General features: G+C 68.9%; 14 protein-coding genes. 3 read left to right on the top strand and 11 right to left on the bottom strand.

From position 1 onward, the window contains the following. The first annotated feature begins 17 nt into the window (after positions 1-17). Positions 18-1,484 (top strand): apolipoprotein N-acyltransferase, encoded by a 1,467-nt coding sequence (gene lnt, locus RAN53_RS05055; RefSeq protein ID WP_305795717.1) that lies wholly within the window; start codon positions 18-20, stop codon positions 1,482-1,484. Between the two features lie 143 nt (positions 1,485-1,627). On the opposite strand, the gene phaC is transcribed toward lnt, so the two are convergent. From phaC to prmB, 5 genes are all read right to left on the bottom strand, one after another. Continuing rightward, positions 1,628-3,466 (bottom strand): class I poly(R)-hydroxyalkanoic acid synthase, encoded by a 1,839-nt coding sequence (phaC, locus tag RAN53_RS05050; protein ID WP_305795766.1) that lies wholly within the window; start codon positions 3,464-3,466, stop codon positions 1,628-1,630. Positions 3,467-3,620: 154 nt separating this feature from the next. Then, entirely contained in the window at positions 3,621-4,046 is a 426-nt protein-coding gene (locus RAN53_RS05045; RefSeq protein ID WP_305795716.1) for a phasin family protein, read from the bottom strand. A gap of 132 nt (positions 4,047-4,178) precedes the next feature. Then, entirely contained in the window at positions 4,179-4,625 is a 447-nt protein-coding gene (locus RAN53_RS05040) for a hypothetical protein (RefSeq protein WP_305795715.1), read from the bottom strand. A 58-nt stretch (positions 4,626-4,683) separates the two neighbouring features. Then, positions 4,684-5,769: a chorismate synthase gene (gene aroC / locus RAN53_RS05035; protein ID WP_305795714.1), complete on the bottom strand. Its 1,086-nt coding sequence runs from the start codon at positions 5,767-5,769 to the stop codon at positions 4,684-4,686. 31 nt (positions 5,770-5,800) lie between these two features. Beyond that, positions 5,801-6,754 (bottom strand): 50S ribosomal protein L3 N(5)-glutamine methyltransferase, encoded by a 954-nt coding sequence (gene prmB, locus RAN53_RS05030; RefSeq protein WP_305795713.1) that lies wholly within the window; start codon positions 6,752-6,754, stop codon positions 5,801-5,803. A gap of 130 nt (positions 6,755-6,884) precedes the next feature. On the opposite strand from prmB, the gene RAN53_RS05025 reads away from it, so the two are divergent. Next, positions 6,885-7,457, top strand: a complete 573-nt coding sequence (locus tag RAN53_RS05025; RefSeq protein ID WP_305795712.1) for a Smr/MutS family protein — start codon at positions 6,885-6,887, stop codon at positions 7,455-7,457. Between the two features lie 7 nt (positions 7,458-7,464). On the opposite strand, the gene RAN53_RS05020 is transcribed toward RAN53_RS05025, so the two are convergent. Genes RAN53_RS05020 through RAN53_RS05010 form a run of 3 tightly spaced genes read right to left on the bottom strand, consistent with a single transcriptional unit; the run spans position 7,465 to position 10,240 of the window. Further along, positions 7,465-8,538, bottom strand: a complete 1,074-nt coding sequence (locus tag RAN53_RS05020; protein WP_305795711.1) for a patatin-like phospholipase family protein — start codon at positions 8,536-8,538, stop codon at positions 7,465-7,467. After that, the gene (locus RAN53_RS05015) at positions 8,535-9,431 is read right to left on the bottom strand and encodes an alpha/beta fold hydrolase (RefSeq protein ID WP_305795710.1); all 897 of its coding nucleotides are present in this window, start codon (positions 9,429-9,431) and stop codon (positions 8,535-8,537) included. Before RAN53_RS05015 ends, RAN53_RS05020 begins: the two co-directional genes overlap by 4 nt. Continuing rightward, positions 9,428-10,240: an alpha/beta fold hydrolase gene (locus tag RAN53_RS05010; protein ID WP_305795709.1), complete on the bottom strand. Its 813-nt coding sequence runs from the start codon at positions 10,238-10,240 to the stop codon at positions 9,428-9,430. Before RAN53_RS05010 ends, RAN53_RS05015 begins: the two co-directional genes overlap by 4 nt. Before the next feature lie 209 nt (positions 10,241-10,449). Here RAN53_RS05010 and RAN53_RS05005 point away from each other — a divergent pair, with 209 nt between their 5' ends. After that, on the top strand, positions 10,450-11,397 hold the full coding sequence (locus RAN53_RS05005) for an AEC family transporter (RefSeq protein WP_305795708.1): 948 nt from the start codon (positions 10,450-10,452) through the stop codon (positions 11,395-11,397). 167 nt (positions 11,398-11,564) lie between these two features. Here RAN53_RS05005 and sixA read toward each other — a convergent pair whose 3' ends face one another. The 3 genes from sixA to RAN53_RS04990 form a co-directional block, all read right to left on the bottom strand. Continuing rightward, positions 11,565-12,041, bottom strand: coding sequence for a phosphohistidine phosphatase SixA (gene sixA, locus RAN53_RS05000; RefSeq protein WP_305795707.1), 477 nt, complete (start codon positions 12,039-12,041; stop codon positions 11,565-11,567). Further along, positions 12,034-13,113: an NAD(P)H-dependent glycerol-3-phosphate dehydrogenase gene (locus tag RAN53_RS04995; RefSeq protein ID WP_305795706.1), complete on the bottom strand. Its 1,080-nt coding sequence runs from the start codon at positions 13,111-13,113 to the stop codon at positions 12,034-12,036. The genes sixA and RAN53_RS04995 overlap by 8 nt, the downstream gene beginning before the upstream one ends. A gap of 117 nt (positions 13,114-13,230) precedes the next feature. Next, entirely contained in the window at positions 13,231-14,673 is a 1,443-nt protein-coding gene (locus RAN53_RS04990) for an NAD(P)(+) transhydrogenase (Re/Si-specific) subunit beta (protein ID WP_305795705.1), read from the bottom strand. Between the last annotated feature and the right edge of the window lie 9 nt (positions 14,674-14,682).

Below are 14,682 nucleotides of genomic sequence, written 5' to 3'. Positions count from 1 at the left end.
TGCCACGGAGGGCCAAGATGCCAGCGTTTCGCCTCCCCCCCGCCGTCGGCTACCTGCTGGCGGCCGCGGCCGGTATTCTCACCACGCTTACCGCCTCGCCCTTCGAGCTCTGGTGGCTGGGCCCGGTGGCCGCGGGGCTGGTCTACCTCGGCCTCCACGCCCTGACACCCGGCCAGGCAGCCCTGCGCGGCTGGAGCTACGGCCTGGGGCTGTTCGGGTCCGGTGCCTCCTGGGTCTATGTGTCGATCCACGACTACGGCTATACCGGCGTGCCCCTGGCGCTGCTCCTCACCGCGCTGTTCGTCGCGGGCCTGGCGCTCTTTCCCGCCGTGACCCTGTGGCTCTACCGGCGCCTCACCGGCCCACGGCTGGCCTGGCTCAGCTTCGCCGGCGCCTGGGTGCTTGGCGAGTGGCTGCGCACCTGGCTGTTCACCGGCTTCCCCTGGCTGCTGCTGGGCACCGCCCAGGTCGACTCGCCGCTGGCCCCGTGGGCCCCGGTGGGCGGGGTCTACCTGCTCTCGCTGATCACCGCGCTGACCGGCAGCCTGGGCGTCGAGCTGCTGCGTCGCCGCGCCTGGGCCGCACTTCCTCTTGCCGCCCTATGGCTGGCTCCCCTGGCGCTGCCCGCCCAGTGGACCAGCCCCGCCGGCGAGCCGCTGCGGGTGGCGCTGCTGCAGGGCAACCTCGACCAGGCCATCAAGTGGACCGCCGAGGGCCAGCGCGAGGCCGCCAACCGCTACAGCGAGCTGACCCGCGCGCAGGGGGACGACCCGGACCTGATCATCTGGCCCGAAGCGGCGCTGCCGATGTTCGAGCGCGAGGCGCGCCCCATCCTCGAGCGGGTGCAGTCCAATCTCGCCCCGGATACCGCCCTGCTCACCGGCATCCTGCAGCGTGACGGCCAGGGGCTCTACTACAACAGCGTGATCGGGCTGGGAGACGTGGAGGGCGAGTACCGCAAGACGCACCTGGTGCCCTTCGGCGAATACCTGCCCCTGGAGAGCCTGCTCGCCGGCACCATCGCCTTCTTCGACCTGCCGATGCCGGCGATGACACCGGGACCGGAGGGCCAGGCGCCGCTGCGGGCCGCCGGCACCACCATCGGCAACGCCATCTGCTACGAGATCATCTACGCCGATCGGGTGGCCGCCCAGGCGCGCCAGGCGGCGCTGCTGCTGACGGTCTCCAACGACACCTGGTTCGGACGCTCCATCGGCCCCCTGCAGCACCTGCAGATGGCCCGCCTGCGCGCCCTGGAGAACGGCCGCCAGGTGATCCGCGCCACCAGCAACGGCGTCACCGCCATCATCGACGAACGCGGCGAGGTTATCGCGCGCGCCCCGCAGTTCGAGATGGCGAGCCTTACCGGCGAGGTGCAGCCCATGACGGGCCTCACCCCCTTCACTCGCACCGGCAGCTGGCCCACCTGGCTGCTCGCCGCGCTGATGGTGCTGCCCGGCCTGCGGCTACGCCGTAAGCCGTAAGCCGTAAGCCGTAAGCCGTAAGCCGTAAGCCGTAAGCCGTAAGCCGTAAGCCAGATCTTTCGAGAGACATTGGGGAAGAAACAAGAAGCGCCCAGCCGATGAGTCGGCTGGGCGCTTCTACTTACAGCTTATAGCTTACAGCTTTAAGCTCCCGGCGAAGCCGGGGTTTCGCCCAGCACCTCGGGAATGGTCGTCTTGACGTAGCGTCCCGGGGCCGGCTCGAGGATATCCAGCTCGCCGTCGCCGGGCTGGCGTGCCGGCACCATCTTCTCGGCATCGGCGTAGCCGTTCTCGGTCATCCACGCCTGCCAGTGCGGCCACCAGGAACCCTCGTGCTGCTCGGCACCGGCCAGCCACTCCTCGTGGGTCTCGGCCAGCTCGTCATTGGTCCAGAAGCCGTACTTGTTCTTGTGCGGCGGGTTGACCACCCCGGCGATGTGCCCCGAGCCACCCAGCACGAACTTGACCGGCCCCTTGGGCAGCAGCGCGCCGTAATAGGTGCTGTTCCAGCGCGCGATATGGTCCTCGCGGGTAGACAGGAAGTAGCTCGGAGTGGAGATCTTGCGCAGGTCGATCTTGACCCCGTCGAGCTCGATGCCACCGGGCTGGACCAGGCGGTTCTCCATGTACATGTTGCGCAGGTACCAGCCGTGGGTCGCCGCCGGCAGGTTGGTGCCGTCGGTGTTCCAGTAGAGCAGGTCGAAGGGTGCCGGCACGTCTCCCTTCAGGTAGTTGCTGATATAGAAGGACCAGAAGAGGTCGTTCTCGCGCAGCAGGTTGAAGCTGAAGGCCATGGCCCGACCGTCGAGGTAGCCGTCACGCTCCATCTTGGCCTCGATGCCCTGGAGTACCGGCTCGTTGAGGAAGACACCGATCTCGCCCGGGTCGCGGAAGTCCTGCAGGGTGGTCATGTAGGTGACCGACTTGACCTTGCGCCCGCGGCGAGTGCTGGTCAGGTAGGCCACCGTGGAGGCCGCCAGGGTGCCGCCGACGCAGTAGCTGAGCAGATTGACCGACTTCTCGCCGGTGGCCTGCTCGATCGCCGCCATGGCATCGATGGGGCCGAGCTGCATGTAGTCGGCCCAGGTCAGGTCGCGCTGCTCGGGCCCGGGGTTGCGCCAGGAGATCAGGAACACCGTGTGGCCCTGCCCGACCAGCCACTTGACGAAGGAGTTGTCCTCGCGCAGGTCGAGGATGTAGTACTTGTTGATCCAGGGCGGAATCACCAGCAGCGGCGTCTTGTAGGCCTGCTCGGTGGTGGGCGCGTACTGGATCAACTGGATCAGCTCGTTCTCGAAGACCACCGAGCCCGGGGTCACGGCGATATTCCTGCCCACCTCGAAGGCGCTGCGATCGGTCATGGTGACGTTGAGGCCCTCGGCGGAGTTGCCCAGGTCGTGGCGCAGCCGGGCCAGGCCGTCGACCAGGTTCTGGCCGCGGGTCTCCAGGGTCTTGCGCATCACCTCGGGGTTGGTGGCCACGAAGTTGGTGGGCGACATGGCGTTGACCATCTGGCGGGCGTAGAACGCCAGCCGGTTCTTCTGTTCCGCGGGGAGGTCCAGACCGTCGATCAGCTCCTCGACGAGGCGCGAGAAGAGCAGGTACTGCTGCATGATCGCCAGGTAGTAGGGGTCGTTGGTCCAGGCCTCGTCCTTGAATCGGCGATCGCCCTTGCTCGGCGTCACCAGTGGCTCGACCGACTCGCCGGCCATGGCGCGAAGGCCGTTCTGCCAAAGCTGGAACTGATCCTGCATCAGTCGTGCCTGGGTCTGCCACAGCTGGGGCGGATTGCCCATCAGCGATTCGGCCGCCGCCTGGAAGCTCTCACGCATGTCGTCATAGACCGAATCGGCGGCGTCGCTGGGCACCATGCGCTCCAGCAGGTCGCCCATCAGTTGACGGTACTCCTCGCCGATCAGCTGGAGCTGCGCATTCCACGCCTCCAACTCGGCCTGTGTTGGTGCTTGAACCCCTGACTGCATTGAACCTGGCTGCATGAACCCTCCCGGTGCGTCGGCCACGCCATGCCGACGTCAGATAGCACGATCCGCCGCCCTCGCGAGGAGGACGGCGGCTTGATCAACGGCCCCGTCGAGGACCGGATTGCGCTGCGCCCGCAGCGCTCATGGCATGCGCTCAGCTCTTGCTGGTGCCGCCTCGCGAGGACTGCGCCTTGGCCGGTTCGGCCTTGTCGGCCTGGCCGGACTGCTGCTTGGCGGCCTCGCCCATGGCCTCGGCCTGCTCGGAGAAGAGCTTCTCCATCTCGGCCTTGAAGTCGACGCTCATCTCGGAGAGGGCCTTGGCATCCTCCATCATCTGCTGAGAGAGCTGGTTCATCATCTCGGCCTGGCGGGTACCGAAGTCACGCAGGCTGTCGGCATCCTGGACCTCGCTGGCGTCGCGCATGCGCTCGGTGCCCATCTGGCTGTAGCGCTTCATGGACTCCATCTGGTACTGGGAGAGCTTCTCCATGTTGTCCAGCATCAGGGAGTTGAGCTTGCGCATCGGCTCGAAGAACTTGCGGGTCTGTTCGTTGAAGCTTTCGATCATCTTGTCTTGCATGGGACGTCCTCCCGAACGGTGATCATCAGTCGTGGGCGGACCGCCCACGATGTTGCACTGCACAAAGCGTAGTCTGCCACCGGCCTTGTTGCAAGATCATGGCGACGAGATGAATGGCGTATTGACGTCGCGTCAGCTTTCGCGCTTGGTCCGCGAGCGGGTGCTGGTGGTCCCCTTGCTGGCCTTGGCGCGGCTGGAGGCCTTGCCGCTGCTCGCGGCGGAAGCGCCTCCCGAACCCGAGTCGGACTCACCGCCCTTGTCCTCGCCGCCCGAGGAGCCGGCCTGACCGGCGGCCTGCCCCGCCTGCTTGAGCATATCCAGCATCATCTGCTGGTAGGTGCCGAAGCTGGAAAGCCCCTGGGACAGGCCCTGGGAGAGCCCTTGCGTCATGCCCTGCCCCATGCCGGACTGCTGCAGGAAGGGCTGCATCAGGCTCATCGGGTCATAGCCCTCCACCCCGGACTCCATCTGTTTCTGGATCCGGTCCATCAGGTCCTTCTGGAAGGCCTCCACGTCGGGTAGGCCCAGCGCGTGGCGAAACTCGTCGGGAGTAAGGTCAAACTCGACATTGATCTTCATGGCTCAAGCCCTGTCCGTTGGTCTGTCCCGCAGTGTAGCAGCCCCTAAAGGGCCACCCTCAACGCAGCACGGGGGTGTCCACCTTCACCTCGGCGTTCTGGGCGCGATGGCGCAGCAGATGGTCCATCAGGGTCAGCGCCATCATCGCCTCGGCGATGGGCGTGGCGCGGATCCCCACGCAGGGGTCGTGACGCCCCTTGGTGACCACCTCGACGGGATCGCCGTGGACGTCGATGCTGCGCCCCGGGGTGGTGATGCTCGATGTCGGCTTGAGCGCCAGATGGGCGATGATCGCCTGGCCGCTGGAAATGCCACCGAGTACGCCGCCGGCGTGGTTGGAGAGGAACCCCTCGGGGGTCATCTCGTCGCGGTGCTCGCTGCCACGGCTGGCCACGGCGGCGAAGCCGTCACCGATCTCCACGCCTTTCACCGCATTGATGCTCATCAGGCCATGGGCCAGTTCGGCGTCCAGGCGATCGAACACCGGCTCGCCGAGACCCGGGGGCACGCCCTCGGCCACCACGGTGATCTTCGCGCCCACCGAGTCCTGGTCCCGGCGCAGCTGGTCCATGTAGGCCTCGAGCTCTGCCACGCGCTCCGGGTCGGGGCAGAAGAAGGGATTGGCGTCCACTGCCTCCCAGCTCCTGAAGGCGATCTCGATGGGGCCGAGCTGGCTCATGTAGCCGCGCACGCTGATGCCCCGGGTCTCGAGATATTTCTTGGCGATGGCCCCGGCCGCCACCCGCATGGCGGTCTCCCGGGCGCTGGAGCGCCCGCCGCCGCGGTAGTCGCGGATGCCGTATTTGTGGTGGTAGCTGTAGTCGGCGTGGGCGGGGCGGAACTGGTCCTTGATCTTCGAGTAGTCCGTGGAGCGCTGGTCGGTATTCTCGATCACAAGGCCAATGGAGGTGCCGGTGGTCAGCCCCTCGAAGACACCGGAGAGGATCCGCACCCGGTCGGGCTCGCGGCGCTGGGTGGTGTGGCGCGAGGTCCCCGGACGACGGCGATCCAGGTCGTGCTGCAGGTCCTCCTCGCTGAGCGGCAGTCCCGGCGGACAGCCATCGACGATGGCGCCCAGCGCCGGGCCATGGCTCTCGCCGAAGGTGGTGACGGTAAACAGCTTGCCGAAGGTGTTGCCGGACATGGGCGCTCCTCGAGGGATCGGGGTCGGAGAATCAGGCGAAGGACGCCGCATGGGCGTCGAGTTCATCGGCGGTGAGGGCGAACACCCCCTGGCCGCCGCGCTCGAAGTCGAGCCACAGGAAGGGCACCTCCGGGAAGGCGGCCTCCAGGTGGTGGTCGGAGTTGCCCACCTCGACGATCAGCACGCCACGCTCGCTCAGGTGTCGGCGGGCCTCGCGCAGGATGCGCCGCACGATGTCCAGGCCGTCGGCGCCGGCGCCCAGCGCCAGGGCGGGCTCGTGGCGGTACTCGGCGGGCATGGTGGCGAGGTCGCGGTCATCCACGTAGGGCGGGTTGGAGACGATCAGGTCATAGCGGCCGGGCAACGCATCGAAGAGGTCCGAATGCACCGCGCGCACCCGCGCGCCGAGGTCGTGGCGGCTGATGTTCTGGCGGGCCACCGCCAGGGCCTCCTGGCTGATATCGGCGAGATCCACAGCACAGGTGGGCAGGTGCAGCGCCGTGGCGATGCCGATGCAGCCGGAACCGGCACACAGGTCGAGCACCCCCTCCGGCGGCTCCTCGGGAAACCAGGCGGCGAAGCCCGACTCCACCAGTTCGGCGATGGGCGAGCGCGGGATCAACACACGCTCGTCGACGTCGAAGGGCAGACCGGCGAACCACGCCTCGCCGAGCAGATAGGGTAGCGGCCGCCGGCCGATGATCCGCTCGCGCACCAGGGCGACGATGCGTCGGCGCTCCATGGGCAGAAGGCGGGCGTCGAGTACCGCGGGATCGACGTTCCAGGGCAGGTGCAGCGCGCCCAGGGTCAGGGCCACCGCTTCATCCCAGGGCGAGTCACTGCCATGCCCATGGAACAGGCCGGCCAGATGGAATTCGCTGGCCGCCCAGCGCAGGTAGTCGCGCAGGGTGACGAGCTCCGCGGCGAGCCGGTCGTCGGTAAGGGTAAGCGTGGAGGTCGAGCGCGGGGCGTGCTGATCGGCCAAGGGAGCACCTGAACGTCGAGAGGTAGGGAGGATGATTGTAACCCGGCCCGCCGGTTCACAGCCACGCCACGCCGGGTATACTGGTCGCCCCCACGCCAACCAGCCGATACTGCCCCATGAGCCCTGCCCCATGAGCAAAAATCGCCACCGCCCGGATGACGATGAGATCAGCGCCTTTCGCCAGGCCCTGCGCCAGGCCGGGGTCAGGCCGATCAAGCGCAACCGCGCCGATCCGGGGCGTCCGCAGCGCGAGGACCCCTCCGCCGCGGCACGCCGGGCCGCCGCCCAGGCGGCGGGCGACGACGGCGCCAGGGGGCGCACCTCCGACGGCCGCGTGGAGGCGGTGCGGCCCTCGGAGTACCTCGACTTCGCCCTGCCCGACCTGCCGTGGCGCACCCGCAGCCGCCTCAAGCGCGGCGAAATGGCCTGGGAGGCGGGGCTCGACCTGCACGGCTACACCCTGGAGGAGGCACGCGAGGAGCTGGAGGGCTTCCTGCGCGACGCCGCCCTGGAGCGACGCCGCTGCCTGCTGGTGGTACATGGCAAGGCCTGGGGAGTGGACGGCAACTATCCGGTGATCAAGAGCCACGTCAACGCCTGGCTGCGCGAGTGGCCCGGTGTGCTGGCATTCTGCTCGGCCGTGGAGGCCGAGGGCGGCACCGGCGCCGTCTACGTGCTGCTGCGCCGGCGCGGCGACCGCTGAGGCGCGCCTACTCGCCCAGCCGCTTGTCGCCCGGCAGCCTGGGGCCGACGATGATCCCCCGCCCGCCCAGGCCAGGGTGGTTGCGCCCCTCGTAACGATCCAGCGCTTCCACCGCCAGTTGATGCCCCAGGGTGATCAACGCCTCGGCGCGATGGAACTCGTAGGCACCACACACCGTCTTGGGGACCTCGATCAGCACGTCCGGCGGATAGCCCGCCACCTTGTACTTGGCCAGCGCCGCCTGGGTGATATCGAAGGAGGCGAGCACCATGTCCAACCGCCCCCACTGGCGGCGGCGACTGCTCACTTCACTCTGGTCGTCCGACTCCCCTTCGGCGCTGCCGCCGACGCCGCCCAGGCCATCGAACCAGCGCCCAGCGGCACTCTTCACCTCCTGGATCCAGGCGGTGAAGTCGCTCCCCGAGGCATCGCGAGCGGCCTCGCGCTCGCGCTCCAGGCGGGCGGCCTCGGGGGGCAGCAGCTCCTCCAGGGTCACCGGTCGCGGACTGTGGGCGGTGACGTTGACCGCCATCACCAGGTCGGCGTTGGCCGAGACGGCGGGGATGATCGGCAGCGGATTGAGCAGGCCGCCGTCGACCAGCACCTGCTGGCCGCGATGCACCGGGGTGATCACCCCGGGCACGGCGATGGAGGCGCGGATCGCCTCCAGCAGCGAGCCACTCTGGAACCACACCTCGCGCTGGCGAGTCATGTCGGTGGCCACGGTGGTCACCGGGATCGCCAGATCCTCGATACGGGCGTCCCCCACCAGGCTCTCCAGCTTGGCCATCACCTTGCTGGCCCGCATGGCACCCATGGGGCTCCAGGTGACGTCCACCAGGCGCAGCACGTCGAAGTAGTCGAGGCGGCACACCCAGTCGCGATAGGCGGGCAGCTGGCCGGCGGCATAGACCCCCCCGATCAGGGCCCCCATGGAGCAGCCCGAGACCGCCACGACCTCGTAGCCACGCCGCTCGATCTCCTCGATCACGCCGATATGGGCGTAGCCGCGCGCCCCGCCGCTGCCCAGCACCAGCGCCACCCGCTTCCCCCCAGCAGAGGCTGCCGCCCTGTTGCTCATTGGTCTGCTTCCCCTCGTCTGTGTGGCTGGCCGATGTCGCGTGACGCCCAGGCGCCGATGGTATCCACCACCGCCGCCAACGCGTCAGGCTCCAGGTGCAGGTGGTGACCACCCGGCAGCACCCGGCGTTCGAGCCCCGGCAACGCGGCTCGCGCTACTCGGGCGGCTTCCTTCTCGCCGAGTATGCCTGTCTCTCCTTCGATCAGCAGTGCCGGGCAGTCGATCGCCGCCAGGCAGGATACTACCTGCTCGGGCGTCAGGCGCACCGGCGAGGGGCGTACCAGATGGGGATCGCTGCGCCAGCCCAGGCGTCCATCCGGCAGCGTCGCCAGGTTGCGGGCCACCACCGGGCGAATCGTCGTGGCATCCACCGGGGTCGCGCCCCCCTTGACCCGCGCCGCCACGGCCTCCTCCTCGTCAGCATAGCGCGCGCCGCGGGAGGGCGGGCGGCGATGTCCCAGCAGCCCCCGGCGCAGCTGCCGGGGGGCCTCGAGGGCGGGGGTGGTCACCGAGCCCAGGCCATCGACCAACGCCAGCCGCGCGACCCGCTCGGGCAGGGCCGCCGCCGTCAGGCAGGCGACCGCGGCCCCCATCGAGTGGGCCAGCAGGGTCGGCCGCGGGCACCCCAGCGTCTCGGTGGCGTCGAGCACGTCGTCGCAGTAGTCCCAGATGGCGTAGTCCCCCGGCGAGTGGGCGGAGTGGCCGTGGCCGGCGAAATCGATGGCGACGACACGGATGCCGAGGCGCTCGACCAGCAACGGCGCCAGGCGCGAGAAGCTCGCCGCGTTGTCGAGCCAGCCGTGCAGCGCCAGCCAGGTGGGCGCCTTGGGATCGCCCCAGGCCAGCGCCGCCAGGCGCCCTTCGGCCAGGCGCAAGGGCTCGGGCGAGGTCATGGTGTGTCCTCCAGCAAGGTATCCAACACGGCCAGCAGGCCCTGGCGTGTCTCGTCGGGATGCTCCATCGGGAACATATGGGTACCGGGCACCGCACGAACCGTCACCCCATGTCGCTGCAGCCGACGGCAGCGACGCGGCGTCAGCAGGTCGGAGTCCTCCCCGGCCAGCACCGCGTGGGGCACCCGCAGCCGGCGCGGCAGATCCCCCAGATGGTCCGGCAGGTGGCGGAAGATCTCCACCTCAATATCCGGGTCATAGAGCAGCACGGCCTGGCCGTCGTCGAGCAGCCGGGTGCCGCCCTCGACGTAGTCCTCCAGGGCCTGTTCGGTAAAGCGGCGAAACAGCCCGCGCCGGCGCAGGTAGTGGCGCATCGCCTGGCGATCCGGCCAGGTCGTGCGCCGGCCAAGGCTCTTGCCGGCCGGGGTGACGCGATCCGCCAGGCCCAGCCGCTTGGCGACCTTCATCGCCCAGGCGTCGAATCCCAGCATCAACGGCGGGTCGAGCATCACCACGCAGCGGAAGCGCGACGGCGCGGCCTCGGCGGCCATGGCCATCAGCACCCCGCCCATGGAGTGGCCCACGCCGATCACCGGGCTCTCGTGCTCCTCAAGGGCGTGGAGCAACTCGTCGCGCAGCGCCAGCCAGTTGTGCCCCACCGGGAAGTCGGGGTGATGCCCCAGCCGGTCCAGCGGATGGAGGGTGAAGCGCTCGCCCAGTGGCGCCAGGAAGCTGCGATAGCAGATCCCGGGGAAGCCATTGGCGTGGGCGAACAGCAGCGTGGGGCGGTCGGGCTCGGCGGGCGTCATCGGCGTTTCCTGATCCGGGGAGAGGCGCGGCGCGGGTGGGGCGCCTGGTGGTAGCAGGCTAACGGGATTACCATGTTTCGCCAAGTTGCCATCCCGCCACCAGGAGCCCCCGTGACTGCCCGCAAGCCCCGCGATACCCGAACTCGCAACCGACTCTTCTTCGCCACCGTACTCGCCGCCGTGCTGGTCGGTTTCTGGCTGGTGCGCTGATGGAGGCCGTGGCGATCTTCCAGGCGACCCTGGAGGTCACCCTGCCGGTCTTCGCCATGGTCTTCATCGGCCTGGGGCTCAAGCGCGCCCGCTGGATCGATGCGGCCTTCGTCACCACCGCCTCCCAGCTGGTGTTCAAGGCCACCCTGCCCACGCTGATCTTCCTGAGCATCATCCGCGCCGACCTCGAGGCCACCCTCAACCCGCGGCTGCTTGGCGTCTTCGCCCTGGCCACCCTGGGCAGCTTCCTGGCCGTGTGGGGCTGGGCGGCGCTGCGCGTGGCTCGGGTCGACCGCGGCAGCTATATCCAGGGCGCGTTTCGCGGCAACTGCGGCATCGTCGGCCTGGCGCTGGCGGCCAGCATGTATGGCGACTATGGGCTCTCCGCCGGCGGTCTGCTGCTCGGCGTGGTGATCCTCACCTACAATGCCTTCTCGGTGGTGGCCCTGGCCATCTACCGCGACGAGGCCCGGGTCGACTGGCGCGATATCCTCGCGCATATCGTGCGCAACCCGCTGATCCTGGCCGTGGTGGCGGCGCTGCCGGTGGCGCTGCTGGACCCGTCCCTGCCCGGCTGGCTGCTCACCTCGGGCGACTACTTCGCCTCCCTGACCCTGCCGCTGGCGCTGATCTGCATCGGCGCCACCCTTTCCTTCGGCGCCCTCCAGGCGTCCGGTAGCGTGGCGCTCAGCGCCAGCCTGATGAAGATGGTGGTGATCCCGATAGTGGCCACCGGCGCGGCCTGGCTGGCCGGCTTCGAGGGGCGCGAGCTGGGCGTGATGTTCCTGTTCTTCGCCAGCCCCACCGCGGCGGCGGCCTTCGTGATGGCCAGGGCGATGGGCGGCAACGCCGTGCTCACCGCCAACATCATCGCCCTCACCACCCTGATGGCCAGCGTCACCATCACCCTGGGCGCCTTCGGCCTGCAGATGGCAGGGCTGATCTAGCGGCGGCGGGTCTCAGCTCCCGGGGCTGGTCTGGCGGCAAGCCCCGGAGCGCCGGACCGTCGAGGAGGCGCTGTGAACCCCTCCCTGGGCGCTACCGACGCCATCCCTGGCGTAGGACCTCCTCTTCGGCTTGCCCCCAGCGCCCCTCGCGTATTGCAAGGCCCGGCTCAGCCCAGATCGGCCAGGGTCATAAAGCGCGCCAGGCGGGCGCAGCCCGCCGCCCACACCTCGGCCTCGAGTTCCGCCACCCCGGCGGTAGGGAAACCGAGGCCACGATCGGCCCGCCCCTCCACCAGCAGCCCGGCGAGCGCCCCCACCAGCGGCATATGGCTGACCAGCAGCAGCGGCCCGCCCGCCGAGTGCTCGAGCAGCCAGTCGGCCACCGCCCGGGGCGAGTCGTCCGGCGTGATGATCGAGAGCACCTCGGGTTCGACCTCCAGCGCCTCGCCAACGATGGCGGCGGTCTGCCGGGCACGACGATAGGGGCTCGCCAGCAGGCGCAACCCCGCCAGCTCATCGCGTGTCGCCAGCCAGGCCGCCATGCGCCGGGCCTCCTGCTGGCCACGATCGGTGAGCTCGCGCCCGGCGTCGGGACGGCCGGGCCCCGCCTCGCCGTGGCGCATGATCAGCAGCCGCTCAGCCATGCCCGCCGCCCTTCTCGACATCCTGCTCGCGGTGGGCGCGCTGCACGTCTTCCCGGGCCAGCACGAACTCCACGTCGCTGCTCTGCTCGCCCAGCATCAGCATCTTCGCCATCTCCTTGGCCGGCACGCCCTTGAACAATACTTGGAAGAGCCCCTCGGCCAGCGGCATGTAGATGCCCTCGGCGCGGGCCTTGTCGCGCACCAGGCGCACGGTGTTGACCCCCTCGGCCACCTGGCCCAGGGCCTCCACCGCCTCGTCCAGATTCTTGCCCTCGCCCAGGGCGTAGCCGACCCGATAGTTACGCGACAGCCGCGATGAGCAGGTGACGATCAGGTCGCCCACCCCGGCCAGCCCCAGGAAGGTCATGGGGTTGGCTCCCTGGGAGACGGCGAAGCGGCTCATCTCGGCCAGCGCCCGGGTCATCAGCATGCTGCGGGTGTTCTCGCCCATGCCCAGGGCCGCGGCCATGCCGGCGGCGATGGCATAGATGTTCTTCAGCGCCCCGCCGAGCTCCACACCGTAGCGGTCGTTGCTGGCATAGACCCGGAAGTAGTCGCAGCCCAGCGCGCTCTGCACGCGGGTGCGGGTCTCCGGATCGTCGCTGGCGATTACCGTCGCGGTGAGCTGCCGGTCGGCGATCTCCGAGGCCAGGTTCGGTCCCGAGATCACGCCGATATGCGGAAAGCCGGTCTCCTCCTCGAGGATCTGGCTCATCAGCTTGAAGCCCGCCTCCTGGATGCCCTTGGTGGTGCTGACGAGTATCTGGTCGGGGGTCAGGTAGGGCCGCGCCTGGCGCACCACCTCGCCGAACGCCTTGGAGGGAATGGCGACCAGCACCAGGCCGGCGCCGGGCAGCACCTCGGCCATCTCGGTGGAGGCCAGTACCGCCGGGTTGATGGCGTAGTCGGGCAGGTAGCGCCCGTTGACGTGCTCGCGATTGATCTGCTCGGCCAGCGCCGGGTCGCGCAGCCACTGGCGCACCTCGGCACCGTTGTCGGCGGCGATGCTGGCCAGGGCGGTGCCGAAGCTGCCACCGCCCAGCACCGCCACCCGCATGCGTTCCTCTGCCATGATGAACCCCGCAGGATATGGATGGATGTGGGGATTGTAGCGAAAAAGACGCCCGGACCGTGACCGGCCCGGGCGTCCCGGAGTGTGGCCCGAAGCGGACCGTTGAGGGGCGGAGCGTCAGTCGACCAGCGGCAGCAGGTCGTCGATGCTCTTGCGGGCGTCGCCGTAGAACATGCGGGTATTGTCCTTGAAGAACAGCGGGTTCTCGATGCCCGAGTAACCGGTACCCTGGCCACGCTTGCTGACGAACACCTGCTTGGCCTCCCATACCTTCAGCACCGGCATGCCGGCGATGGGACTGTTGGGGTCCTCCTCGGCGGCCGGATTGACGATATCGTTGGAGCCGATGACGATCACCACGTCGGTGGTGGGGAAGTCATCATTGATCTCGTCCATCTCCAGCACGATGTCGTAGGGCACCTTGGCCTCGGCGAGCAGCACGTTCATGTGTCCGGGCAGGCGACCCGCCACCGGGTGGATGCCGAAGCGCACGTTCTTGCCCGCGGCGCGCAGCTTGCGGGTCAGCTCGCTCACCGCGTTCTGGGCCTGGGCCACCGCCATGCCGTAGCCCGGCACGATGATCACGCTGTCGGCATCGTTGAGAGCGCTGGCCACGCCACCGGCGTCGATGGCCACCTGCTCGCCCTCGATCTCCGCCGCCGGCCCCTGGGTGCCGCCGAAGCCGCCGAGGATGACGTTGAGGAAGTTGCGGTTCATCGCCTTGCACATGATGTACGACAGGATGGCACCGGAGGAGCCCACCAGGGCGCCGGTGACGATCAGCAGGTCATTGGAGAGCGTGAAGCCGATGGCGGCCGCGGCCCAGCCCGAATAGCTGTTGAGCATCGACACCACCACCGGCATGTCGGCGCCGCCGATGCCCATGATCAGGTGATAGCCGATGAAGAACGCCAGGGCGGCGATCAGCAACAGGGTCCAGAAGCCCGCACCGTTGAGGTAGAGGATGGCGAGCAGCAGCGACAGCGCCGCCGCACCGGCATTGAGCATGTGGCCGCCGGGCAGCTGCCGGGGCTTGCCGTCGATCTTGCCGGCCAGCTTGCCGAAGGCGATGATCGAGCCGGTGAAGGTCACCGCACCGATGAACACCCCCAGCACCACCTCGATCTGCAGGAACATCAGTTCGTCCGGCGCCTTGGTGGCCACCAGGCCGGCGAAGGCCGAGAACTGCTCGGTACCGGCCTCGACGGCACGGGCCGCCAGCACGCGACGGCGCTCCAGGTCGGCGCTCCAGGCCACGAACACCGCGGCCAGGCCGACGAAGCTATGCAGCGCCGCCACCAGCTGCGGCATCTCGGTCATGTCGACCTTCTTGGCCACATACACGCCGATGCCGGCGCCGATGACCATCATCGGAATCATCCAGCCATAGGCGCCGATGCCTGGACCGAAGGCGGTGAAGAACACCGCCACGGCCATGCCGACGATGCCGTACCACACCGCCCGCTTGGCCTTCTCCTGATTGCTCAACCCCCCCAGGGAGAGGATGAAAAGTACACTTGCCGCGATCGCCGCGGCAGACACGAATCCTTGACTCAGCATGGGTTGTCT

Source organism: Halomonas sp. SSL-5 (assembly GCF_030708455.1).
In the GTDB taxonomy this organism is placed as follows: Bacteria; Pseudomonadota; Gammaproteobacteria; order Pseudomonadales; family Halomonadaceae; genus Halomonas.
The sequence above is the reverse complement of the archived record's forward strand: the minus strand, read 5'-3'. Positions and strand labels throughout refer to the sequence as shown.

Coding starts and splice junctions, on each gene's coding strand:
- RAN53_RS05045 (WP_305795716.1), bottom strand. CDS start 4,046: ATGCAAGACAAGATGATCGAAAGCTTCAACGAACAGACCCGCAAGTTC.
- phaC (WP_305795766.1), bottom strand. CDS start 3,466: ATGCAGTCAGGGGTTCAAGCACCAACACAGGCCGAGTTGGAGGCGTGG.
- aroC (WP_305795714.1), bottom strand. CDS start 5,769: ATGTCCGGCAACACCTTCGGCAAGCTGTTTACCGTCACCACCTTCGGC.
- RAN53_RS05040 (WP_305795715.1), bottom strand. CDS start 4,625: ATGAAGATCAATGTCGAGTTTGACCTTACTCCCGACGAGTTTCGCCAC.
- RAN53_RS05015 (WP_305795710.1), bottom strand. CDS start 9,431: ATGACCTCGCCCGAGCCCTTGCGCCTGGCCGAAGGGCGCCTGGCGGCG.
- RAN53_RS04990 (WP_305795705.1), bottom strand. CDS start 14,673: ATGCTGAGTCAAGGATTCGTGTCTGCCGCGGCGATCGCGGCAAGTGTA.
- RAN53_RS05010 (WP_305795709.1), bottom strand. CDS start 10,240: ATGACGCCCGCCGAGCCCGACCGCCCCACGCTGCTGTTCGCCCACGCC.
- RAN53_RS05005 (WP_305795708.1), top strand. CDS start 10,450: ATGGAGGCCGTGGCGATCTTCCAGGCGACCCTGGAGGTCACCCTGCCG.
- lnt (WP_305795717.1), top strand. CDS start 18: ATGCCAGCGTTTCGCCTCCCCCCCGCCGTCGGCTACCTGCTGGCGGCC.
- sixA (WP_305795707.1), bottom strand. CDS start 12,041: ATGGCTGAGCGGCTGCTGATCATGCGCCACGGCGAGGCGGGGCCCGGC.
- RAN53_RS04995 (WP_305795706.1), bottom strand. CDS start 13,113: ATGGCAGAGGAACGCATGCGGGTGGCGGTGCTGGGCGGTGGCAGCTTC.
- RAN53_RS05020 (WP_305795711.1), bottom strand. CDS start 8,538: ATGAGCAACAGGGCGGCAGCCTCTGCTGGGGGGAAGCGGGTGGCGCTG.
- RAN53_RS05025 (WP_305795712.1), top strand. CDS start 6,885: ATGAGCAAAAATCGCCACCGCCCGGATGACGATGAGATCAGCGCCTTT.